This is a genomic window from Blastococcus sp. SYSU DS0616 (assembly GCF_054051015.1).
In genome coordinates, this window is the sequence record NZ_JBJHAJ010000009.1 from 33,773 (window position 1) to 55,640 (window position 21,868).

The 21,868-nt window shown below is 74.5% G+C and carries 24 protein-coding genes and 1 tRNA gene; 12 read left to right on the plus strand and 13 right to left on the minus strand.

Going from position 1 to position 21,868, the window contains the following annotated elements; all coding sequences use genetic code 11:
* Positions 1–224: 224 nt before the first annotated feature.
* From ACI79K_RS08790 to ACI79K_RS08805, 4 genes are all read right to left on the minus strand, one after another.
* Positions 225–674: an AAA family ATPase gene (locus tag ACI79K_RS08790; RefSeq protein WP_456589301.1), complete on the minus strand. Its 450-nt coding sequence runs from the start codon at positions 672–674 to the stop codon at positions 225–227.
* A 180-nt stretch (positions 675–854) separates the two neighbouring features.
* Complete coding sequence (locus tag ACI79K_RS08795) at positions 855–1,757, minus strand: glycoside hydrolase family 15 protein (protein WP_456599526.1); 903 nt, start codon at positions 1,755–1,757, stop codon at positions 855–857.
* Between the two features lie 59 nt (positions 1,758–1,816).
* Complete coding sequence (locus ACI79K_RS08800; protein WP_456599565.1) at positions 1,817–2,890, minus strand: SDR family oxidoreductase; 1,074 nt, start codon at positions 2,888–2,890, stop codon at positions 1,817–1,819.
* Between the two features lie 118 nt (positions 2,891–3,008).
* Positions 3,009–3,545: a hypothetical protein gene (locus ACI79K_RS08805; RefSeq protein ID WP_456589298.1), complete on the minus strand. Its 537-nt coding sequence runs from the start codon at positions 3,543–3,545 to the stop codon at positions 3,009–3,011.
* A gap of 140 nt (positions 3,546–3,685) precedes the next feature.
* Here ACI79K_RS08805 and ACI79K_RS08810 point away from each other — a divergent pair.
* From ACI79K_RS08810 to ACI79K_RS08830, 5 genes are all read left to right on the plus strand, one after another.
* A tRNA-Met gene (locus ACI79K_RS08810) sits at positions 3,686–3,762 on the plus strand.
* 133 nt (positions 3,763–3,895) lie between these two features.
* Positions 3,896–5,209, plus strand: coding sequence for a cytochrome P450 (locus ACI79K_RS08815; RefSeq protein WP_456589297.1), 1,314 nt, complete (start codon positions 3,896–3,898; stop codon positions 5,207–5,209).
* Entirely contained in the window at positions 5,209–5,427 is a 219-nt protein-coding gene (locus ACI79K_RS08820) for a ferredoxin (RefSeq protein WP_456589296.1), read from the plus strand. Before ACI79K_RS08815 ends, ACI79K_RS08820 begins: the two co-directional genes overlap by 1 nt.
* 8 nt (positions 5,428–5,435) lie before the next feature.
* Positions 5,436–5,726 (plus strand): GNAT family N-acetyltransferase, encoded by a 291-nt coding sequence (locus ACI79K_RS08825; protein ID WP_456589295.1) that lies wholly within the window; start codon positions 5,436–5,438, stop codon positions 5,724–5,726.
* A 72-nt stretch (positions 5,727–5,798) separates the two neighbouring features.
* Positions 5,799–6,692 carry a polysaccharide pyruvyl transferase family protein gene (locus ACI79K_RS08830; protein WP_456589294.1) on the plus strand — a complete coding sequence of 298 codons (894 nt, stop codon included), beginning with the start codon at positions 5,799–5,801 and terminating at the stop codon, positions 6,690–6,692.
* On the opposite strand, the gene ACI79K_RS08835 is transcribed toward ACI79K_RS08830, so the two are convergent.
* Positions 6,649–7,530 carry a glycosyltransferase family 2 protein gene (locus ACI79K_RS08835; RefSeq protein WP_456597154.1) on the minus strand — a complete coding sequence of 294 codons (882 nt, stop codon included), beginning with the start codon at positions 7,528–7,530 and terminating at the stop codon, positions 6,649–6,651. The genes ACI79K_RS08830 and ACI79K_RS08835 overlap by 44 nt on opposite strands.
* 22 nt (positions 7,531–7,552) lie before the next feature.
* Here ACI79K_RS08835 and ACI79K_RS08840 point away from each other — a divergent pair, with 22 nt between their 5' ends.
* Positions 7,553–7,870: an antibiotic biosynthesis monooxygenase family protein gene (locus ACI79K_RS08840; RefSeq protein WP_456589292.1), complete on the plus strand. Its 318-nt coding sequence runs from the start codon at positions 7,553–7,555 to the stop codon at positions 7,868–7,870.
* Entirely contained in the window at positions 7,867–8,637 is a 771-nt protein-coding gene (gene map / locus ACI79K_RS08845) for a type I methionyl aminopeptidase (protein ID WP_456589291.1), read from the plus strand. Before ACI79K_RS08840 ends, map begins: the two co-directional genes overlap by 4 nt.
* Positions 8,638–8,739: 102 nt before the next feature.
* On the opposite strand, the gene ACI79K_RS08850 is transcribed toward map, so the two are convergent.
* The 4 genes from ACI79K_RS08850 to ACI79K_RS08865 are packed head-to-tail and all read right to left on the minus strand — an operon-like array spanning position 8,740 to position 13,502.
* A complete protein-coding gene (locus ACI79K_RS08850) occupies positions 8,740–9,888 on the minus strand; it encodes a cystathionine gamma-synthase (RefSeq protein WP_456599527.1) in 1,149 nt (382 codons plus the stop codon).
* Positions 9,885–11,336: a cystathionine beta-synthase gene (locus tag ACI79K_RS08855; protein ID WP_456599528.1), complete on the minus strand. Its 1,452-nt coding sequence runs from the start codon at positions 11,334–11,336 to the stop codon at positions 9,885–9,887. The genes ACI79K_RS08850 and ACI79K_RS08855 overlap by 4 nt, the downstream gene beginning before the upstream one ends.
* Positions 11,337–11,352: 16 nt before the next feature.
* The gene (locus ACI79K_RS08860) at positions 11,353–12,525 is read right to left on the minus strand and encodes a zinc-dependent alcohol dehydrogenase (protein ID WP_456599529.1); all 1,173 of its coding nucleotides are present in this window, start codon (positions 12,523–12,525) and stop codon (positions 11,353–11,355) included.
* Positions 12,526–12,554: 29 nt separating this feature from the next.
* Complete coding sequence (locus ACI79K_RS08865) at positions 12,555–13,502, minus strand: SRPBCC family protein (RefSeq protein ID WP_456599530.1); 948 nt, start codon at positions 13,500–13,502, stop codon at positions 12,555–12,557.
* Between the two features lie 289 nt (positions 13,503–13,791).
* Here ACI79K_RS08865 and ACI79K_RS08870 point away from each other — a divergent pair, with 289 nt between their 5' ends.
* Genes ACI79K_RS08870 through ACI79K_RS08880 form a run of 3 tightly spaced genes read left to right on the plus strand, consistent with a single transcriptional unit; the run spans position 13,792 to position 17,063 of the window.
* On the plus strand, positions 13,792–14,601 hold the full coding sequence (locus ACI79K_RS08870; protein ID WP_456599531.1) for a phosphatase PAP2 family protein: 810 nt from the start codon (positions 13,792–13,794) through the stop codon (positions 14,599–14,601).
* Between the two features lie 40 nt (positions 14,602–14,641).
* Positions 14,642–15,664, plus strand: coding sequence for an aldo/keto reductase (locus ACI79K_RS08875; RefSeq protein WP_456589285.1), 1,023 nt, complete (start codon positions 14,642–14,644; stop codon positions 15,662–15,664).
* 52 nt (positions 15,665–15,716) lie between these two features.
* On the plus strand, positions 15,717–17,063 hold the full coding sequence (locus tag ACI79K_RS08880) for an FGGY family carbohydrate kinase (protein WP_456599532.1): 1,347 nt from the start codon (positions 15,717–15,719) through the stop codon (positions 17,061–17,063).
* Positions 17,064–17,076: 13 nt separating this feature from the next.
* Here ACI79K_RS08880 and hisN read toward each other — a convergent pair whose 3' ends face one another.
* The gene (gene hisN, locus ACI79K_RS08885) at positions 17,077–17,916 is read right to left on the minus strand and encodes a histidinol-phosphatase (RefSeq protein WP_456589283.1); all 840 of its coding nucleotides are present in this window, start codon (positions 17,914–17,916) and stop codon (positions 17,077–17,079) included.
* Between the two features lie 22 nt (positions 17,917–17,938).
* Complete coding sequence (locus ACI79K_RS08890) at positions 17,939–18,121, minus strand: DUF2795 domain-containing protein (RefSeq protein ID WP_456589282.1); 183 nt, start codon at positions 18,119–18,121, stop codon at positions 17,939–17,941.
* A 53-nt stretch (positions 18,122–18,174) separates the two neighbouring features.
* Here ACI79K_RS08890 and ACI79K_RS08895 point away from each other — a divergent pair, with 53 nt between their 5' ends.
* The gene (locus ACI79K_RS08895; protein WP_456589281.1) at positions 18,175–18,711 is read left to right on the plus strand and encodes a DUF2087 domain-containing protein; all 537 of its coding nucleotides are present in this window, start codon (positions 18,175–18,177) and stop codon (positions 18,709–18,711) included.
* A 74-nt stretch (positions 18,712–18,785) separates the two neighbouring features.
* Complete coding sequence (locus ACI79K_RS08900; RefSeq protein WP_456599533.1) at positions 18,786–19,505, plus strand: hypothetical protein; 720 nt, start codon at positions 18,786–18,788, stop codon at positions 19,503–19,505.
* Here the strand turns inward: ACI79K_RS08900 and rsgA are convergent.
* Both rsgA and aroA read right to left on the minus strand, forming a co-directional pair.
* Positions 19,499–20,515, minus strand: coding sequence for a ribosome small subunit-dependent GTPase A (gene rsgA / locus ACI79K_RS08905; protein ID WP_456599534.1), 1,017 nt, complete (start codon positions 20,513–20,515; stop codon positions 19,499–19,501). The genes ACI79K_RS08900 and rsgA overlap by 7 nt on opposite strands.
* Positions 20,512–21,795: a 3-phosphoshikimate 1-carboxyvinyltransferase gene (aroA, locus tag ACI79K_RS08910; protein ID WP_456599535.1), complete on the minus strand. Its 1,284-nt coding sequence runs from the start codon at positions 21,793–21,795 to the stop codon at positions 20,512–20,514. The genes rsgA and aroA overlap by 4 nt, the downstream gene beginning before the upstream one ends.
* Positions 21,796–21,868 lie beyond the last annotated feature (73 nt).

Sequence of the window (21,868 nt, forward strand, 5' to 3'; positions counted from 1 at the left end):
CCCGCCGTGCCGTATTGGCACGCGGGTCGAGCCGAGCCACCGGGCGTTGAACCGCGCCCTGACGCGGCTCAACGCCCGGCGGGGCGGCCAGACGTGCCCTTCCTGCGCACCACCTGAGGCCACCTGCTGCCGAACTCACGCCGTCCTGAGTTCAGCAGCAAGGTGAGATGTTCTGTGCGCAAGTCGCACGACAGCGCGTGACCTCCGCTGGGTCGAGCTGCAGGTCACGACCTGCCGGTGAGAAGGTCCTCCACCACATCGGCGAGTTCGGCTACCGGACGTCGCCCGTCGAGCTCCCGGCTGGCACCTCGGCGCAGGAGCGGCTCGACCTCGTCCAGGTAGCGGGCCATCTCGGCCTGCTGCTCCATCGTCTTGCCGTACGGGTTGTTCTGCCGGGTGCGCACCCGGTCCAGCAGCACGTCAAGCGGCGCGCTCAGGAGGACGACATGCTCGAAGCGGTCGTAGAAGCGGCCTTGGTTGTCCACCGTGCCGGAGATGACCACCTCAGGGTGCGTGGCCAGCAGCCGGTCCATGCGCTGTTCGTCCCAAGTGCCGTCGGGACGTTTCCACCCGCCGTAGTCGGTGTCAACGGTCAGGTGACCTCGGCGTCCCAGCTCGGCCAAGAGCGTCGTCTTCCCGGCGCCTGACATCCCCGTCACCAAGACTCGCGCCATCGCGAGCACCGTAGTCACTTGGCCGGTGAGCACGTATGGGGTCTGCGGGAAGCGCCGTCCTCCCGCCCCACGACGATGTCAGCACCGCCGCTGGGGACTTGCGCACATCTGTCACACCTTGCTGCCGGACTCACGCCGTCCTGAGGTCCGGACGGCCCGACTCCCACGGGACCAGCCGGCTCAGAGCCGGCCGGCTGTGTCCGATCCGGGTTGCTCGGCCGGGTGCGTCCCGCTGAGGTGCCGGGCGGCGTTGACCAGGCCGACGTGGCTGAACGCCTGCGGCACGTTGCCGAGCTGACGACCGAGCCGGGTGTCGTACTCCTCGCTCAGCAACCCGACGTCGTTGCGCAGCCCGAGCAACCGCTCGAACAACTCCGTCGCCTCGGTTCGGCGTCCCGTGCCGTTCAGCGCGTCGACCAGCCAGAAGCTGCAGGCGAGGAAGGCGCCCTCGGGACCGGGCAGCCCGTCGTCGGTGTCCTCGGCCTCCGGCCGGTACCGCAGCAGGAGGCCGTCCTCGTCCAGTTCGCGGCGGACGGCCTCGACGGTGCCCGTCACCCGGGGGTCGTCCCAGTCGAGGAACCCGAACCGCGGGATGAGCAGCAGGGCCGCGTCCAGACCCCGCGAGCCGTAGTACTGGGTGAACGTGCCGCGCTCGGCGTCGTAGCCCTTCGCGCACACGTCGGCGTGGATCTCCTCCCGCAGGGCCCGCCAGCGGTCCACCGGACCGTCGAGGCCCTGCTGTTCGACCGCCCGCACCGCGCTGTCGACGCCGGCCCAGGCCATGACCTTGCTGTGCACGAAGTGCCGACGCGTGGCGCGCACCTCCCACAGGCCGTTGCCGGGCTCGTGCCACGCGCCCTCCAGGTAGTCCAGGAGCTCCCGCTGCAGGGACCACGCGTCCGCGCTGTGCGGCATGCCGGTCTCGCGGGCCAGGTGCAGGCTGTCGAGCACCTCGCCCCAGACGTCGAGCTGGAACTGGTCGGCGGCGGCGTTCCCGATCCGTACCGGCGCGGAGCCCTCGTAGCCGGCGAGCCAGGGCAGCTCGTGCTCCGGCAGCCGCCGGGTGCTGTCGAGGCCGTACATGATCCGGAGGTCTGCAGGTCCCCGATCAGCGCGTAGTCCTCGATCCGCCCCGCCATCGGTCAGCGGTCGCGGCGCCAGGCGGCCACCGCCGTCGCCAGGAGCCCGGCACCGGCCGCGGCGAGGGTGCCGTGCTGGCGGGAGGCCCAGATCTGCGGATCCCGGTCGCGGGTCCGGTGCCGGAAGCTGCCGCGGGCGCCGAAGTCGCGGCCGTCGGGCCCGTCGGCCGGCTTCCAGAGGTTCACCGGGTCGTCCGGAGAGGCCGGCTCACCGCGCTGCTGGCCCTCGTACCCGTTGCGGGCGAGGTACCAGTCGAGGAACTGCGGCCAGACCTTGTTGCCGAGGATCGTCCAGACGGTCGGGTTGCCGACCCACCACGCACGGCGCCGCGGGTGCTCGCTCGCGTGCACGAGGGCCTCGGCCATCATGTCCACCGGGTAGATCGGCGGCACCGGCTGCGGCCGTTCGGGGAGCCTGTTGAGCACCCAGTCGAACTGCGGGGTGTTGACCCCGGGCAGGTTCACCATCGTGACGTGCACGTTGCTGCCGTCGTGCCGGAGCTCGGTCAGCAGGGACTCGGTGAAGCCCTTGATGGCGTGCTTGGCCCCGCAGTAGACGCTCTGCAGGGGGATGCCCCGGTACGCCAGGGCGGAGCCGGTCTGCACGATCACGCCGCGGTCCCGGGGCTTCATCCGCCGCAGCGCCGACATGGTGCCGTGCACGAACCCGAGGTAGGTGACCTGGGTGACGCGCTCCCACTCCTCGGCGGTGATCTCCTCGAAGGGCGCGAACACGGTGCTGAAGGCGACGTTGCACCAGACGTCGATCGGCCCGAACTCCTCCTCCACCTGGCTCGCCGCCGCGTCGACGGCCGCCGCGTCGGCGACGTCGACCGGGATCACCAGCGGGGTGCCGCCGGCGGCCCGCACGTCCGCTGCGGCCCCGGCCAGGCCGGTCTCGCCCCGGGCCAGCAGGGCTACCCGGTCCCCTCTGCGGGCGAAGGCGACGGCGGTGGCCCGCCCGATCCCCCCGCTCGCACCGGTCACGACGACGACCCGACCGGTCCCGGCTTCTCCCGTTGCGCGCACGGCAGCCCCTTCCGTGGTTGTCGCGGCGCGGGCGCGGCCCGGCCGCACGAACGCGGTGCCGCGACCGGGGAGGTGCGGCGACATCGGCCTCCTCCGGTGTGCACGACCCGCGGGGGCGGCAAACCCGTTCCGGCGGACGTTCCGGGCCCGCCGGGACCCGGAGGGGTCAGTCCGCCGCCCGGTCCGACGCGTGGTCGTTCCCGCCGAAGACCCGCGCGGCGACCTCGCGCCGAACCACGGTGGCCCACTCGTGCTGCCGGTTGGCCTGCTCGACCAGCCCGTCGAGCTGTTCCTTGTCGAGGCGGTCGTCGGCGTCGGCCACCTCCCGCAGGGTCTCGAATCCGCTGCGCTTGGCCCGGACCGCGGAGGCGAGGAACTCGAACTCCACCAGGTCGCTCAGCGGGGAGCGGGTCAGGAGGCGGCCGTTGAGCTTCAGCCGCGAGATCTTCTCGCCGATCCACAGCGCCACCTGCTTGTGCCGCTGGATCGGGAGGCCGAGGGCGTCCATGGTGGCGCTCAGCGCGGCCTTCTCCTCGTGCAGCTCGGCCAGCAGCTGCTCGAGCCTGGGTGCGTACTTCGTCCCCCGGTGCACGTCCAGCATCCGCCGGACCAGCTCGATGCCCCCGGTCGAGGCAGCCAGGTGGTCGTTGCAGTAGATGGCCAGCAGATCGACGTTGCGCAGGCCGGCGGACGGTTGGGACACGGGGGACCTCCAGGGGACGAGCGGCTGGTCACAGTGTCGTCGCGGGCGTGGCGTCGCGCGCGTCGCGGGACCGACACCGAGCTCCGGTGGCCGGCAGGTGTGACTCCGGTGCCCGGCAGGTGTACTGTAGGGATCACCGACGCGGGGTGGAGCAGCTCGGTAGCTCGCTGGGCTCATAACCCAGAGGTCGCAGGTTCGAATCCTGTCCCCGCTACCACGACGGAGGCCCGGTCACGCAGGTGACCGGGCCTCCGTGCGTCAGGCCCGTGGCATCCCGCGGCAGTGTGTTGTGTGTCACCCCGATTCTCTCTAGCGTGCGGGGCACGACCGCCGCCCAGGGAGGACCGCTCGTGTCCGTCGACGCCGCACCAGCACCGGGAACCGTGCCGCCCTCGCGCAAGGCGGGCGCCGCCGACCTCGGCATCGACCTGTCCGACCGCGACTTCTGGCTGCGCCCCCCGGCCGAGCGCCACGCCGTCTTCGACCGGCTCCGGGCCGAGCGACCGTTCGCGTTCTTCGCCGAGCCGGAGATCCCGAACATGCCGAGCGGTCCCGGCTACCACGCGGTCACCCGCTACGCCGACCTGGAGGCGATCAGCTGCCAGCCGGCCGTCTTCTGCTCGGGGGAGGGCGCGGTCTCCATCCAGGACATCCCGGCTGACCTGAACGAGTTCTACGGCTCGCTGATCAGCATGGACGACCCGCGGCACGCCAAGATCCGCCGGATCGTGGCGAAGACGTTCACCCCGCGGATGCTCGAGCGCGTGGTGGACTCCGTGGCCGGGATCGTCGACGACGTCCTGGCCGAGGTGCGGCGGAAGGCGGCCGCGGGGGACGGCACGTTCGACGTCGTGGCCGACCTCGCCGCACCCATCCCGCTGCGGGTCATCTGCGACATGATGGGCATCCCCGAGGCGGACCGGGCGATGGTGCTGGCGAAGTCCAACGTCATCCTCTCCGGCGGTGACCCGGAGCTCGTGGAGAACGAGGAGGACCCGCTCACCGGGGTGCTCATGGCCGGCATCGAACTGGCCGGGCTCATGGAGCGCCTGGCCGCCGAGCGGGTGGCGCGGCCCACCGACGACCTCACCACGGCCCTGGTCACCACCGACGTCGACGGCGAGCGCCTGACCCACCAGGAGATCGCCTCGTTCTTCATCCTGCTGCTGGTCGCGGGCAACGAGACCACCCGCAACGCCATCTCGCAGGGGCTGCTGGCGCTGCAGGAGCACCCGGACCAGCGGGCCCGCTGGCTCGCCGATCCGGGGCTCACCCGCACGGCCGTCGAGGAGATCGTGCGCTGGACCAGCCCGATCACCTGGATGCGCCGTACCGCGACCCGCGACGGGGAGCTCAACGGCTACCGGTTCGCCGCCGGTGACAAGTTCCTGCTCTTCTACGCCGCCGCCAACCGCGACCCCGAGGTGTTCGCCGAGCCGCACCGCTTCGACCTGGGGCGCGACCCCAACCCGCACGTCGGCTTCGGGTCGAAGGGGCCGCACTTCTGCCTGGGCGCCCACCTGGCCCGGCGCGAGCTGGCCATCACCTTCGCCCGGGTGTTCGAGCAGCTGCCGGACCTGGAGATCACCGGTCCGCCGGACCGGCTGCGGTCCTCGTTCGTCAACGGGCTCAAGCGGCTCCCGGCCCGGCTGGCGGGGAGCTGATGAGCCGGCTGGCGGCAGACCTGGAGCGCTGCGTGGGCGCCGGCGCCTGCGAGGCCCTCGCGCCGGACCTCTTCGAGGTCGGCGACGAGGGGACGGTGACGGTGCTGCGCCCGCACCCGGAAGGCGGCGAGCTCCGCGACGCCGAGGAGGCGGTGCGGCAGTGCCCGACCCGCGCCTTGCAGCTGGTCGAGGAACAGCCGGCCACCGCGGCCGGTTGACCGCTGACATGGAGACCACCGTCACCGACGTCCCCGAGTCCGACCGGTTCGAGATCCGCGACGGCGACCGCGTGCTGGGCGTGGCCGCCTACGAGCGCCGCGGCGACACCCTCGTGTTCACCCACACCGAGATCGACCCCGACGCCGGGCAGTCCGGGCTGGGCAGCACCCTCGTCCGCGCCGCCCTCGACGAGGTGCGCTCGCGGGGCGGTGCCGTGGTGCCGCGCTGCTCGTTCGTCGCCGGCTGGATCGAGCGGCACCCCGACTACGCCGACCTGGTGGCCGACACCGACCGCTGAGGCGCGGGACGGGGGCGAGGATCTCCTTTCCTCCGGATGCCCGGGCGACGTCCGGCTGCGAGGCTGGACGTCGTGCGTGTTCTGGTGGCGGGATGGTTCAGCTTCGACGAGGTGATCGCCACCGTCGGCGACGAACTGGGGGCCGACGCCGTCGCCGGGTGGCTGACCGAGCTGGGCATCGACCACGACGTGGCGTGGGCGCCCTACCTGGGGCGGGGCGTGCACTGGCGCGATGTCGACCCGGCGGACTACACGCACCTGGTCTTCACCACGGGACCGGTGGGGAGGGACCTCGCTCCGCTCCGGGAGCTGACGGCGACCTTCGCCACCGCCCGGCGGCTGGCGGTCAACGTCTCCGTCGTCGACGACGCCGTGCGGTCGATGTTCGACGAGGTCTGGGAGCGGGACGCCCCGGACATCACCCGGCCCGATCTCGCGGTGGAGGGCCCGGCACCGGAGGCGCCGGTGCTGGCGGTGGCGTTCGCGCCCGTGCAGGGCGAGTACGGCGACCGCAGCCGGGCCGACCGCGTCCGCGGCGTGATCGAGGAGTGGCTGGCTGCGCGCGCCCTGCCCTGGTTCCCCATCGACACCGACCTCTTCGACAAGCCCCACCCGCGGCGACCGGCGCAGGTCGAGGCGCTGCTCCGGCGTGCGGACGCCGTCGTGAGCATGCGGCTGCACGGCCTGGTCCTCGGTCTCAAGAACGACCGCCCGGTCATCGCCTGCGACCCGATCGCCGGCGGCGCCAAGGTGACCGGGCAGGCGCGGGCACTGGACTGGCCGCTGGTGCTGGACGCGGAGGAGGTCACCGCCGAGTCCCTGGACGAGGCGCTCGCCCGTTGCCTGTCCGGTGACCTCGCCGACGCGGTGACCCGGTCGCGCCTCCGGGGGGCCGCCGGGATCGAGGAGGCGCGGCGGTGGTTCAGCGCGCAGCTGGGGCGTCCAGCGGGCGCTGCGCACGGCTGAACCGGCGCTCGACGGCCGGAGGGACCGGTCGGCGTCGGCGCAGCACGGCCGGTAGCCGGCGCACCCACCCCAGGAGCGCTCGCCGGGCGGCCGGCTCGGTCACCGCCCGCCGGGCCAGCCGGGCGGTGGCGGCCAGCGCCACCGGGAGCGGCCGGCGCAGCCAGTCCACCAGCAGGTCGTTGCGCGTCTGCAGCGCCCAGCGATCGGCGGACACGGTGGCCGGCCCGGCGGGGTCGTGCCAGGCGACGACGTCGTCGGCGTAGACCTGCTGCCACCCGGCCGCGGCGAGGTCGAGCGCCAGCAGGTGCTCCTCCCCGCCGAAGAACAGCAGCGGCGAGAAGCCGCCGACCGACAGGTACGCGTCGCGGCGGACCACGGTGGCGAACGCCGGGTAGCTGAGCACGTCGGGGCCGGGGGCGCCCGGCGTCGTGCCCAGCACGGCGGCCCGGTGCTTGCGCGTGACCGCGTCGACCGACCCGTCGGCGGCCATCCGGACCTGCGCCGCGACGACGGCGACGCCGGGGTGGGCGTCCAGCAGGTCCGCCGCCCGGTCGAGGGCACCGGGCGCCCACCACGAGTCGTCATCGGCGAACGCGACGTAGGGCGTGGCGACCCGCTCGACGCCGGTGGTGCGCGCCACCGCCCCGCGGTTCACGGGCAGCTCGACCACCTGCACGGCGGGGTGCAGCTCGCGCACCGCCTGCGCCGTGCCGTCGGTCGACGCGTTGTCCACGACCACGACCGGCACCCCGTCGCGGTCCAGCCGGCCGAGCGACCGCAGCAGCGACTCGCGGCGGTCCCGGGTGGCGATGACGACGCTGACGCGAGGGGGGAGCACCTGCCTCCCGTACCGTGCCGCCGTGGTCCTCGAACATGCACCGTTGACCGTCCGGGACGGCGAGCAGGCGGCGTTCGAGGCCGCGTTCGCGCGGGCCCGGCACCTCATCGCGTCGATCCCCGGGTTCCGGGGGTTGCGGCTGTCCCGCTGCCTGGAACGGGGTACCGGCTACCTGCTGCTGGTGGAGTGGGACCGTCTCGAGGACCACACCGAGGGGTTCCGCGGCTCGCCGGCCTACCAGGAGTGGCGGGCGCTGCTGCACCCCTTCTACGACCCGTTCCCCGTCGTCGAGCACTACACGACAGTGCTGACGGCCGACCCGCACGAGGAGAACCGTTGATCGAGCTGCGCACCCCCGGTGAGCTGGATGCCATGCGGGCCGCCGGCGCGGTCGTCGCCGACATGCACGCGGCGGTGCGGGCGCTCGCCGCGCCGGGCGTGCGGCTGAGCCAGCTGGACGCCGTCGCCCGCGACGTCCTGGCCGACGCCGGCGCCACTTCGCCGTTCCTCGGCTACGCGCCGCTGTCCACCACCCCGCCGTTCCCCGGCGTCGTCTGCCTGTCGGTGAACGACGTGGCCCTGCACGGGATCCCGACACCGCAGGTGCTGGAGGACGGCGACCTGTTGAGCGTGGACGCCGGCGCCGTCCTGGACGGTTGGGTCGGGGACGCGGCCATCACCTTCCCGGTGGGCACCCCGCGGCCCGAGGACCTCGAACTCGTGGCCACCACCGAGCGCGCGCTCGCCGCGGGCATCGCGGCGGCCGTCGTCGGCAACCGGGTCGGCGACATCTCCGCCGCCATCGGCGCCGTCGGCCGGGCCGGCGGCTGCGGGATCAACACCGACCAGGGCGGCCACGGGGTCGGCCGGAGCATGCACGAGGCGCCGTCCGTGCCCAACGAGGGCCGCGCCGGGCGGGGGGTGCCGCTGCGTCCCGGGCTGGTGATCGCCATCGAGCCGTGGTTCCTCGCCGGCGGCAGCGACGACTACCGGGTGGACGCCGACGGCTGGACCCTGCGCAGCGCCGACGGCAGCCGCGCCGCGCACGTCGAGCACACGGTCGCCGTCACCGAGGACGGGCCCAGGATCCTGACCCTCCCGAGGTGAGTGCCGGTCGTGACGAGTGGGGGCCGGAGGCTCCCGCGAGGAACGACGCAGCGGCTCAGCGCGAGCGGGGGACGGCACGTGGCCGCGGTGTGATCCGGAGGATCACGAGGTCATGGCCTGCTCGAGGTCGGCGAGCAGGTCGTCCACGTCCTCGATTCCGACCGAGAGCCGCACGAGGTCGGCGGGCACCTCCAGCGGCGAGCCGGCGGCGCTGGCGTGGGTCATCCGGCCCGGGTGCTCGATCAGCGACTCGACCCCGCCGAGCGACTCCGCCAGCGTGAAGAGCTTCGTCCGCTCGCACACCGTCAGCGCCGCGTCCTCGCCGTCGCGGAGCCGGAACGAGATCATCCCGCCGAAGCCGGACATCTGCTTCGCTGCGATCTCGTGGCCCGGGTGGTTTGGCAGGCCCGGGTAGAGCACGGAGGTGACCTCGGGCCGGCCGGCGAGGAACTCGGCGATCCGGGCGGCGTTGGCGCAGTGCCGGTCCATCCGGACGCCGAGTGTCTTGAGGCTGCGCAGCACCATCCACGAGTCGAACGGGCCGGCGACCGCCCCCATCGCGTTGTGGTTGTAGGCCAGCTGCTCGCCGAGTGCGGCGTCCCGGGTGACGAGCGCGCCCCCGACGACGTCGGAGTGCCCGCCGAGGTACTTCGTCGTTGAGTGCACGACGACGTCGGCGCCGAGGGTCAGCGGCCGCTGCAGGTAGGGCGAGGCGAAGGTGTTGTCGACGACGAGCAGCGCGCCGGCCTCGTGCGCGATCGCAGCCGCCGCCTCGATGTCGGTGATGTTCAGCAGCGGGTTGCTGGGCGTCTCGCACCAGACCACCCGCGTCGTGGGCCGGATCGCGGCGCGCAGCGCGTCGGGGTCGGCGAGGTCGACCGGCGTGTGCTCCAGGCCCCACTCCGACAGCACCCGGGAGATCAGCCGGAACGTGCCGCCGTACGCGTCGCCACCCAGGACGACGTGGTCGCCGGCCCGGCAGGTGGTGCGCAGCAGGGTGTCCTCGGCGGCGAGCCCCGACGCGAACGCCAGCGCCGTCGTGCCCTCCTCCAGCGCGGCCAGTGCGGCGTGCAGCGTGTCGCGGGTCGGGTTGCCGCTGCGGCTGTACTCGTAGCCGCCGCGCAGCCCACCGACGCCGTCCTGCTTGTAGGTGGTGGTGAGGTGCAGCGGGGGGATGACCGCGCCGGTGGCCGGGTCGGGGTCCTGCCCGGCGTGGATGGCGCGGGTGTTGAAGCCCGGGAGCTCGCTCATGCGCCGACCGTAGGCGTGATGCCGGCCAGGTGCCCGAGCACGTCCTGTCGGGTGACCACACCGGCCGGTTTGCCGTCGACGTGGACCAGCAGCGCGTCCGCCGAGCCGAGCTGGGCGACGGCGGCGCTGACCGCCTCCCCGGAGCCGACGATCGGCAGCGGGGGCGACATGTGCTTCTCCACCCGGTCGGCGAGCGAGGCCCGGCCGGCGAAGAGCGCGTCGAGCAGCGTCTTCTCGTCGATCGAGCCGACGACCTCCCCGGCGGTGACCGGTGGCTCCGCCCGGACCACCGGCAGCTGGCTGACCCCGTACTCGCGGAGGATGTCGATGGCGTCGCGCACGGTCTCGTTCGGGTGGGTGTGCACCAGGGTCGGCGTCTCGCCGGACTTGCTGTGCAGCAGCTCGCCGACGGTCTCGCCGCCGGTGGCCTCGACGAAGCCGTAGTCGGCCATCCACGCGTCGTTGAAGATCTTGTTCAGGTAGCCGCGGCCGCCGTCGGGCAGCAGCACGACCAGGACGTCGTCCTTCGTCAGGCGCTCGGCCACGCGCAGCGCCGCCACCACCGCCATCCCGCAGGAGCCGCCGACCAGCAGCCCCTCCTCGCGGGCCAGCCGGCGGGTCATGGCGAAGGAGTCGCCGTCGGAGACCGCGACGATCTCGTCGGCGACGGCCGGGTCGTAGGTCGTCGGCCAGAAGTCCTCGCCGACGCCCTCGACGAGGTAGGGGCGGCCGGTGCCGCCGGAGTACACCGAGCCCTCGGGGTCGGCGCCGATGACCTGCACCCGGCCGCCGGAGGCCTCCTTGAGGTAGCGGCCGACGCCGCTGATCGTCCCGCCGGTCCCCGCGCCGGTGACGAAGTGGGTGATCCGGCCCTCGGTCTGCGCCCAGATCTCCGGGCCGGTCGTCTCGTAGTGCGAGCGCGGGTTGTTGGGGTTGGAGTACTGGTCGGGCTTCCACGCGCCGGGGGTCTCCCGGCTGAGCCGGTCGGAGACCGAGTAGTACGACCGCGGGTCGGCCGGGTCCACGGCGGTCGGGCAGACGACCACCTCGGCGCCGTAGGCCTTGAGCACGTTGATCTTCTCCTGCCCGACCTTGTCGGGGCAGACGAAGATGCAGCGGTAGCCCCGCTGCTGGGCAACCAGGGCCAGGCCGATGCCGGTGTTGCCGCTGGTCGGCTCGACGATCGTCCCGCCCGGCTTCAGCAGGCCGTCGGCCTCCGCCGCGTCGACCATGCGCACGGCGATCCGGTCTTTCACCGAGCCGCCGGGGTTGAGGTACTCGACCTTGGCCAGCACCAGCGGCGCGTCGGGGCCCAGGTGGCGGGTCACCGACGACAGCTTGACCAGCGGGGTGTTGCCGACCAGGTCGACGACGGACTCGGCGTACTGCACGGTGGCGCCCTCCTTCCACCAGGGCGCGGCTCCGTCGCCGTGCCCGGTCGTGATCATCTCAGCAGATGGACGGTCAGGGCTTGAGGACGACCTTGGTGCAGTCGTCCTCCTTGTCCCGGAACATCCGGTAGCCCTGCGGCGCCTGCTCCAGCGGCAGCGTGTGGGAGATCAGGAACGTCGGGTCGATCTCGCCGTCGCGGATCTTCTCGTAGAGCGGCTTCAGGTAGCGGTGGACGTGCGCCTGGCCGGTCCGCACGGTCAGCGACCGGTTCATCAGCGAGCCGACCGGGAACTTGTCCATGAGCCCGCCGTAGACGCCGATGATGGCGACCGTGCCCCCGTTGCGGCAGGCCATGATCGCCTCCCGCAGCGCGTGCGGCCGCTCGGTCTCGGCCATGACCGCGGTCTTGGCCCGGTCGTAGGCGTCCACCACGGCGGTCGGGTGGGTGGCCTCCAGCCCGGCGGCGTCGATGCACCCGTCGGGTCCGCGGCCCGCGGTGAGCTCGTTGAGCGCGTCGAGGACGTCGACCTCCTCGTAGTTGAGGACGTCGGTGGCGCCCGCCTCCCGCGCCTTCGCCAGCCGGTAGTCGAACCGGTCGATGGCGATGATCCGCTCGGCCCCGAGCATCTTCGCGCTCGCGACCGCGAACAACCCGACCGGCCCGGCGCCCCAGACCGCGACGACGTCGCCGCCGGAGATGTCGCACATCTCCGCGCCCATGTAGCCGGTCGGGAAGATGTCGGTCAGGAACAGCACCTGCTCGTCGGTCAGGTCGTCCTCGACCTTCAGCGGGCCGACGTCGGCGAACGGCACGCGGGCGTACTCGGCCTGGCCGCCGGGGTACCCGCCGACCAGGTGGGAGTAGCCGTAGATCCCGCAGGGGGAGTGGCCCCACAGCTTCTCGGCCATCCCGGCGTTCGGGTTCGAGTTCTCGCAGACGGAGAAGAGCCCGCGCTCGCAGGCATTGCAGGCGCCGCAGGCGATGGGGAACGGGACGACGACCCGGTCGCCGACCCGGAGGTTCGACACGCCCTTGCCGACCTCGACGATCTCGCCCATGAACTCGTGGCCGAGGATGTCGCCCTTCTTCATCGTCGGGATGAAGCCGTCGTAGAGGTGCAGGTCGGAGCCGCAGATGGCGGTGGAGGTGACCTTCACGATCGCGTCCCGGTCGTTGAGGAGCTGCGGGTCGGGGACCTCGTTGACCTCGACGTGGTTCTTGCCCATCCACTGGGTGGCGCGCACGGGGGTGTCCTTCCGGAGACGGGGCGGGATCAGGAGCGGGGTGCGGCGGGCTGCTGCTTGGCCATCCGGCGGGCCAGCGGGCCCTCGGGCGTGCCCTCGGAGCGGACCACCTGTCCGGTCTCGAGGATCTGCTTGAAGCGGGCGAGGTCGTCGCGGATCTGCTGGTCGGGGGCCTCGCCGAAGAGCTTCGCGACCGCCTTGCCCAGCTTCCCGGCCGGCTGCGCGTAGGCCAGCCGGACCCGCACCTCGGTGCCCTGGCCGCCGGGGGCGGGACGGAACTCGACCACCCCGGCGTTCTCGATGTCGGCCCCGGGCAGCGACCGCCAGCGGATCCGCTCGCCCGGGGATTCCTCGACCACCTCGGCGTCCCACGCCACGGTGCGCCGGCCCGGTGCCTCGGCGACCCAGTGCCAGCGCCCGATGCCGGCGGGGCGGACCTCGCGCACGTGGGCCATGAACTCCGGCAGCCGGGAGAAGTCGTGCCAGCGGGCGTAGACCTCCTGCGGCGGCTTGTTCACCGTGGCGGCCGCCGAGACGTCGATCGCGCTCGTCCAGGGCGGGGAGGCGGGCAGCAGCTCCCGCGCGGCGCTGCGGCCGCCCTGCCGCGCCGACCGCACCGCCGTGAGCAGGTCGAGCGCGGCCAGCCCGGCGACGGCGATCGTGGCGTTGCGGAGCCGCCGGTGGCGGTCGCCCTCGCGGTGCGACAGGGCGATGCCCAGAGCGGTGAGGTCCATCGCGTCGCCGGCCACGCGGGTCCAGGCCCAGCCCGGCCGGCCGGCCAGCAACCCCACGGCGTGCACCAGCTCGCGGGCCCCCACGGCGGGGATGAGCGACCGGGCGGTGGCGGAGTCGTCGACCCCGGAGAGCCGGGCGACGCCGCCGGGGTCGCGCAGCATGACCACGCCCAGGCCGGTGCTGGCCAGGCCGAGGGCGCGGGCGGTGCGGCGCAGGCCGGGCCGGCTGCGGTGGGAGCTCATGGGATCCTCCGGTTCGGTCGGTCCGTCCTCGGACGTTCGTCCGGCGGGGTGACGTCGCGCGGGCCCGGGCGGCGGCCCCGGCGCCGGTGCAGCGCGGTGGGAGCACCCGGACGCCCTGCCCGGCTACCCCCGGCCCGCACCCGGAAACTCCCCGCGGCCGGCGACGGTGCGTGAGGACGTGGGCGCGGAGACGTGCCTCGGTACGCGCGTCGTGGGGGGCACGCGCCGAACGGCCCGCCGCCGCCGTCGTCGCGGGGCGCGGTCGGGCCGCCCCGCCTAGCCTGGACCCGTGGGGGTCCCAGGCGGCGGTGGGTCCTCGCCCTCCTCGCCGCGCCCCGGTCGTCGGTACCGCAAGGTCCTGCTGGCGGGGGTGCTGGTCGCCGTCTACGCCGCCCTGGCGGTCGCCGTCCGCACCGGATCGCCCCTGGTGGCGGTGGATGCCGCGGCCCTCCGCTGGCAGCCCGCGCTCCGCTGGCCGGAGTGGGAACCGCTGCTGTCGCACTGGGTCCTGCTCGGGCAGCGGATGGTCTGCCTGGTGGTCCTGGGCGGCTGGCTGGCCGTGCGGTTCCTCCGGGACCGCGATCCGCGCCCGCTGCTCGTGGTGGCTGCCGCGACGCTGCTGCTCAACGCCACGGTGGGCGCGGCCAAGATCGCCTTCGGGCGGCTCGGCCCGTTGCAGCTCGAGGAGGCCGCGCTCCGGCCCGGGGCCGCCGAGGTCTTCACCGACGGCATGGTGTTCCCGTCGGGGCACGCCGCCAACGCCGTCGTCATGTGGGGGCTCGTCGCGTACCTCGTCACGCGTCACCGGCGCCTGGCGGCGGTCGTCGCGGCGGTGCTCGCGGTCACGGTCGGCGCCACCACGGTCTACCTGGGCACCCACTGGGTCAGCGATGTCCTGGCGGGGTGGGCCGCCGGGGCGCTGGTGCTCCTCACGCTGCCCACGCTGTGGCGCCTCGCCGACCGTGCCTGCCGGCGCTGGTCCGCCGGTGCGCGGGTGCGGACGGTCCGCCCCGCCGGCGCGGTCCCGTCCGCGCGGCTGGGGCCCGCCCGCCCGCGACCTCCCGCTGCCGGGTCGGGGTGGGTGCGGGACGCCGCCTGAGCAGTGGCGGACGGCGCGACGCCCGGACGAGGATGCGGGCATGCCTGCCGCCACGCCGCCTGCCGTCGGTACCCGCACGCTCGGCCGCGACGGCCTGACCGTCTCCAGCGTCGGCCTGGGCTGCATGGGGATGAGCCAGATGTACGGCCCGGCCGACCGCGCCGAGTCGATCGCGACCATCCACCGGGCCCTCGAGCTGGGCGTGACCTTCCTCGACACCTCCGACGTCTACGGCAGCGGCCACAACGAGCAGCTGGTGGGCGAGGCGATCGCCGGGCGAAGGGACGAGGTGCAGCTGGCGACCAAGTTCTCGCTGTCCCGCCGCCCGGACGGCGGCATGACCATCGACGGCCGGCCGGAGAACGTGCGGGCCTGCGCCGAGGCCAGCCTGCGTCGGCTGGGCGTCGAGGTGATCGACCTCTACTACCAGCACCGGGTCGACCCACGGGTGCCGATCGAGGACACCGTCGGTGCCATGGCCGGGCTGGTGACCGAGGGGAAGGTCCGTCACCTGGGCCTCTCCGAGGCGAGTGCGGCGTCGATCCGGCGCGCCGTCACCGTCCACCCGATCGCCGCGCTCCAGAGCGAGTGGTCGCTGTGGACACGCGACCTGGAGGAAGAGGTGCTGGGGGTCGCCCGCGAGCACGGCATCGGCATCGTGCCGTTCAGCCCGCTGGGCCGGGGGTTCCTCACCGGGGCGATCAGGGGTCCGGAGGACTTCGACGCCGACGACTGGCGGCGGGGCCACCCCCGCTTCACCGGGGAGGCGTTCGCGGCCAACCTGCGCCTGGTGGACGCCGTCCGCGAGCTCGCCGCGGAGAAGGGCGTGGCGCCCGGTCAGCTGGCGCTGGCGTGGGTGCTGGCCCAGGGCCACGACGTCGTCCCCATCCCGGGGACCAAGCGCCGGCGCTACCTGGAGGAGAACGTCGCCGCCGTCGGGGTCCAGCTCGACGACGACGACCTCGCCCGGCTGGACGCCATCGCGCCGCCGGGCGCTGCGGTCGGCGGGCGGTACGTGGACAGCAGCTACGCCTACGGGGACAGCCCGGAGCCGGCCGCGTGACCGCGGCCGCCGACATGCCGGGCTCCGGCCCGCTGGGAACCGTCGGCAGCCGGTGAGGACGGGCCTCTTCCTCGGGGCGGACCTCGGCACCAGCGGGCTGAAGGTGGTCGTGCTGCGCGACGACGGCGCCGTCGTGGCCGAGGCCGAGTCCCCGTACGCGTACGACCGGCCGGCGCCGGACCGGGCCGAGATCGACGTGGCGGTGTGGCGGGGCGCCCTGGACGCGGCCCTGGACGAGCTCTCGCCGGTCCTGCGGGGTTCCCGGGTGCGAGCGCTCGGGCTGTCGGGTCAGATGCACGGCACCGTCCTGGTGGACGACGCCGGTGCGCCGCTGCGGCCGGCGGTGCTCTGGCCGGACACCCGCGCGGTCGACGAGCTGGCCGGCTGGCGGCAGCTCGCCACGGCCGACCGGGCCGCGCTGGCCAACCCGCTCGTGCCCGGGATGACCGGGCCGGTGCTCGCCTGGCTGGCCCGGCACGAGCGGGAGGTGCTCGGGCGGGCGGCGGCCGTCCTGCTGCCCAAGGACGCGCTGCGGGCCGCGCTCGTGCCCGGCGGCTCGCCGGTCACCGACCGCAGCGACGCCTCCGGCACGCTGCTGTGGGACGTCCCGGCGGACGGGTGGTCGAGTGCCGCGACCGCTGCCGCCGGGGTGCCGGCGCGGCTGCTCCCCACGGTTCGCCCCGGCACGGAGCTGGTCGGCGCGGCTGCCCTGCCCGTCGGGGAGGTGCCGGTCGTCGTCGGCGCGGCGGACACCCCGCTGGCCCTGCTGGCGGCGGGCACGGACACCGGTCTGCAGGTGAACCTGGGCACCGGTGCGCAGGTGCTGCGCCCGGGCTGGTCGCCGCGTCCGGTGGTGGACCCCCTGGTGCACGGCTACGCCGACGCGCAGGGCGGCTGGTACGCGATGGCGGCCCTGCAGAACGGCGGCTCGGCCTGGGCCTGGGTGTGCGGTGTCCTGGGCCTGTCCTGGGCCGAGCTGTTCGCGGCGGCCGCGTCGGTGCCCGACGCCGGGGGAGCGGTCTTCCGGCCCTTCCTCACCGGCGAGCGGGGCGGGGTCGCCGGACCGGAGGACCGCGCCGGCTGGGACGGGCTGCACCCGGGAACCAGCCGGGCGCACCTGGCGCGTGCGGCGGTGGAGGGCGTCGTCGGGGCGGTGGCCGCCGCGACGGGGCTGCTCGAGCCACCCGACGACGACGTCCCGGTGGTGCTCACCGGTGGCGGGGTGCGGTCCGCTCCGGTGCCGCAGCTGCTCGCCGACGCCCTGCGGCGCCCGGTCCAGGTCGTGCACCTGCGCAGCGCCTCGGCCGTCGGTGCGGCGCTGCTGGCCGCGCGCGGTGTCGGGGTGGACGTCGTCCCGGTGCGCGAGGCCGGGCCGGTGGTCGATCCGTCGCGGTGCTGATCAGTGGAGCTGATCAGGAGGGCGGGACCGGCGGGGCGGAGGTCAGCGGGTGGACCGTCTCGCCCGCCCCCAGCCGCTCCAGGGCGGCGTCGTGCAGCTTGCCGTTGGTCGCCAGGGCGCTCCCGCCGGCCGGTCCCGGAGCGCCGGAGACGTCGGTGAACCGGCCGCCGGCCTCGCGCACGATCACGTCCAGCGCGGCGAGGTCCCAGATCGAGACCTCCGGCTCGCAGGCGATGTCCACCGCCCCCTCGGCCAGGAGGACGTAGCTCCAGAAATCGCCGTAGGCACGCGTGCGCCACACCGAGCGGGTGAGGTCGAGGAAGCCGTCGAGCTGCCCCCGCTCCTCCCAGCCCGAGAGGCTGGAGTAGCTGAGGCTGGCGTCACCGAGCCGGGCGACCTCCGACACGCGGCAGCGGGTGGCCGACTCCAGCCGGCGTCCGGTCCAGGCGCCGACGTCCTTCGCCGCCCACCACCGCCGGTTCAGCGCCGGCGCCGAGACCAGCCCGACGACCGGTTCGTCGCCGTCGAACAGCGCGATCAGCGTGGCCCACACCGGCACGCCGCGGACGAAGTTCTTCGTGCCGTCGATGGGGTCGAGCACCCAGCGGCGGGACCCGTGGCCGGTCGTGCCGAACTCCTCGCCCAGCACCGCGTCGCGGGTGCGTGCCCGGCTCAGCGTGATGCGCAGCATCTCCTCGACCGCCCGGTCGGCGTCGGTGACCGGGGTCAGGTCGGGCTTGGTGTCGACCGTCAGGTCCTGCGCCTTGAACCGCTCCATGCTGATCGAGTCGGCCTGGTCGGCCAGCACGTGTGCCAGCCGCATGTCCTCTGAGAAGCCCCGACCCGACGTCATGGGCACCCAACCTAGCGGGGAGTCAGTCGAAGACGGCGGAACTGACCCCGCTCGGGCCCTCGTACTCGCGGTCCTCGATGTTCCTCAGCGCGTCGAGGACATCCTTGTCGCCACCGTGCTGCTCGGCGTGCTTGACGATGTCGTCCTTGCCCGCGGGGTAGTCCATGCCGGACAGGGCCTTCTGGATGTCGATGGGGCTGACCATGGTCGGGGTCCTACCCCGCAACCGGGCACCGATGCACGGATACCGTCGGGTGCGTGGACGCAGCGACGATCGCGGGGCTGCTCGCCGACCCGGTGCGGCTGAAGGTCGTGGCCGCGCTGGCGCTGGGCGCCACGACCATCGAGGAGGTGGCCGCGGCGTCGGGGCTGTCGTTGAAGGAGGTCGCGCTCGCCGCCCGGCGGCTGGCCCGCGGAGGGCTCGTCGCCCGCGACGGGCACTCCCTGGCGCTGCGCACCGAGCGGTTCGGGGCAGCCGCCCGCGCCGCGGCGGAGGCCGCGCCGCCACCGGAGCCGCTGTCGGACGACCCCGCTGCCGACGCCGTCCTCACCGCGTTCGTCCGCGACGGCCGGCTGACATCGATCCCCGCCCAGCGCAGCAAGCGGCTGGTGGTCCTCGACCACCTGGTGCGCGTGTTCGAGCCCGGCGTCCGCTACCCCGAGCGCGAGGTGAACGCGCTGCTGGCGGTCTGGCACCCCGACGTCGCCGCGCTGCGCCGCTACCTGGTCGACGAGGGCCTGCTCAGCCGCGATGCGGGGGTCTACTGGCGCAGCGGCGGCTACGTGGAGGTCTGAGTCACCTCGTCGACGTGTCGACCTGTCGACGAATCCGTTCGACGACCCGCTGCCGGCCCCCGCAGACTGCCGGCGTGGCCCCGACCCCGTCCGCCGATGCCTTCGCCGCCCTCGCGCGTTCCTCGCCGTGGCGGTGGACGACGCTCCGCTTCACGGTGTCCTGGCCGGGCGACCCGTGGCGGGCCACGCCCGTGCGGGCGTGGCTGCGCCGGCCCGACTCCCTGCGGGTGGAGGACCTCGACGGCGCGGTGCTGCAGGCCGGCCGTGATTCGCGCCTGACCGTGCCCGCTGCCGCGCCGGTGTGGCGGGCCGACGGTCTGGTGGCGGAGCGGCCGTGGGGAGTGCTCCACGACGACCCGATGTACGAGAACTACTTCTGGATCGCGATGCTGGACCCGGCCGAGCTCGCCGACTCGCACACGGATGCGGAGCCCGGCGAGCCGCCCCTGCTGGTGGACACGGTGGTCACGACCGAGCACGGCGGACGCCCGGCGTGGGAGGCCGTCGCCCGGGTGACGCCGGCCTACGAGCCGCGCTGCGGGTGCTGCTCGCTGCTCCGCTCGCGGGACGTGGACGTCGTCGAGTACCGGGACCACCCCCAGCAGGTGCTGGCCACCTACCCCGAGGCGCACCGGGTCCGCCTGGACCTGCAGACCGGTGCCTGCGTGCTGACCGAGGCCCTCGGGGGCGACGTGGCGGGTCAGGGCCACGACCTGCGGATCGAGGCGGTCGACGAGCCGATGGCCGACGACCTGTTCACCGAGCCGCGGCGGAGCTGGTTCCGCCGTCAGTAACCGGGGCCGACCTGGCCCACCGCACCCAGCAGGACGCGCAGGGCGGCCAGCTGCTGCTCCCGGGCCGGCGGTCCCGCGGCGGCCCAGGCGTCCAGCGCGCACTCGGGGTCCTCGGCGGTGTGCCCGCAGCCCGGTGGGCACTCGGTGGCGGCCTCGGCGATGTCCTCGAAGGCGGCCAGGACGTCGTCGGCGGTGACGTGCGCCAGGCCGAAGGACCGGATGCCGGGGGTGTCGATGACGGTGCCCCCGCCGGGGAGGTCGAAGAGCACGGCCGACGACGACGTGTGCCGGCCCTTGCCGATCTTGCTCACGTCGCCGGTGGCGCGAAAGGCGTCGGGCACCAGCCGGTTGACCAGGGTCGACTTGCCGACGCCGGACTGCCCGACGAACACGCTCATCCGGTCCCGCAGCCGTTCGGTCAGGTCGTCCAGCGGCAGCTCCAGCGACATCGGGACGGCGTCCAGGCTCAGCCCGGCGTAGCGGTCCAGCAGCGGCTGCGGTGACGCCAGGTCGGTCTTGGTGAGGCACAGCAGCGGCTCGAGCCCGCCGGCGTACGCGGCGACCAGGCAGCGGTCGAGGAAGCCCAGCGCCGGCTCGGGGTCGGTGACCGAGGTGACGATGACGAGCAGGTCGGCGTTGGCCACCACCACGCGCTCGGTCGGGTCGGTGTCGTCGGCGGTGCGCCGCAGCGAGGTCGTGCGCTCCTCGATCGCGACGATGCGGGCAAGGCTGTCGGTGCGGCCGCTGGTGTCGCCGACCACCCGCACGCGGTCACCGACGACGACGCCGTGCTTGCCGAGCTCGCGGGCGCGCATGGTGGTCACGTCGACGGCGCCGTCGGGCCCGTCGACCCGCACCGTCATGCGTCCGCGGTCCACGGCGATCACCAGACCGGGCACGGCGTCGGCGTGCGTCGGGCGGGTGCGCGTGCGGGGGCGGGAGCCACGGCGGCTCGGCCGGACCCGGACGTCGTCCTCGTCCATGCGCCGGGTGCCGCGCTGCGCGCTCACGAGAGGGCTCCGCCCGGCCCGCCCAGCAGGCCCGCCCACCGCTCGCGGAAATCGGGCAGCGTCTTGGTGACCGCGCCCGGGTCGGCCACCCGGACCCCCTCGACGGCCAGGCCGAGGACGGCGGCCGCCATGACCATGCGGTGGTCGGCGTAGGAGTCCAGCAGGGCCGGCCGCTGCGGGCCGGGCGCGATCTCCAGCCCGTCGGGCAGCTGCCGCACCCGGGCGCCGACGGCGGTGAGCACCTCGTCGAGCGCCTGCAGCCGGTCGGTCTCGTGCCCGCGCAGGTGGGCGATCCCGGTCAGCCGGGAGGGGCCGTCGGCCAGGGCGCACAGCGCGGCCAGCACCGGCGTCAGCTCGCCCACCTCGCCGAGGTCGGCCACGAGCGGGCGGACGCCCGCCCCGCCGGTGACCCGCAGCGCGCCGTCGGGGGTCCGCTCGACGGAGGCGCCCATGGCGGCCAGCAGCCGGTCCAGCTGCGCGCCCGGCTGGGTGGTCACCGCCGGCCAGTCGCGCACCGTCACCCGCCCGCCGGTCACCAGCGCGGCGGCGAGGAACGGGGCGGCGTTGGAGAGGTCGGGCTCGACGACGCGGTCCAGCGCCGCGACCGGCCCGGGGACCACCCGCCAGCCGCTCCCGGTGCCGGTGACGTCGACGCCGTGCTCGCGCAGGGTCGTCACCGTCATCTCGACGTGCGGCATCGACGGCACCCCGCCGGTCAGGGCCAGGTCGATGCCCTCGTCGAACCGGGCCGCGGCGAGCAGCAGCCCGGAGACGATCTGCGAGGACTCGCTCGCGTCCACGGTGACCGCGCCCCCCCGCACCCGCCCCGTGCCGTGCACGGTGAACGGTGCCCGGCCCCGGCCGTCGTCGTCGACCTCGACCCCGAGTGCCCGCAGGGCGCCGATCAGCCCGGCGTTGGGGCGCTCACGCAGCCGCGGATCGCCGTCGACCGTCACGTCGCCGTCGGCGAGGGCGGCCACCGGCGGCAGGAACCGCAGGATGGTGCCGGCCAGGCCTGCGTCGACCGTCACCGGCCCCCGCAGCCCGCCCGGGGTGACCAGCCAGTCCTCGCCGTCCTCGTCGACCCGCACCCCCAGTGCCTGCAACGCCGCCGCCATCAGGTCGGTGTCCCGGGCGCGCAGCGGGCGGACCAGCCGGCTGGGGCCGTCGGCCAGGGCGGCCAGCACGAGCGCCCGCGCGGTGAGGGACTTGGAGCCGGGCAGCGTGACGACGGCGTCGACGGGAGCCGGGTGGTGCGGCGCGGACCAGACGTCTGACACGTGATCAGTCTGCCCGGTCACCCGCGCCGCACCGTGGCCCCGTCCCGAGGCTCGCGCCGAGCGTGCGAGGCGA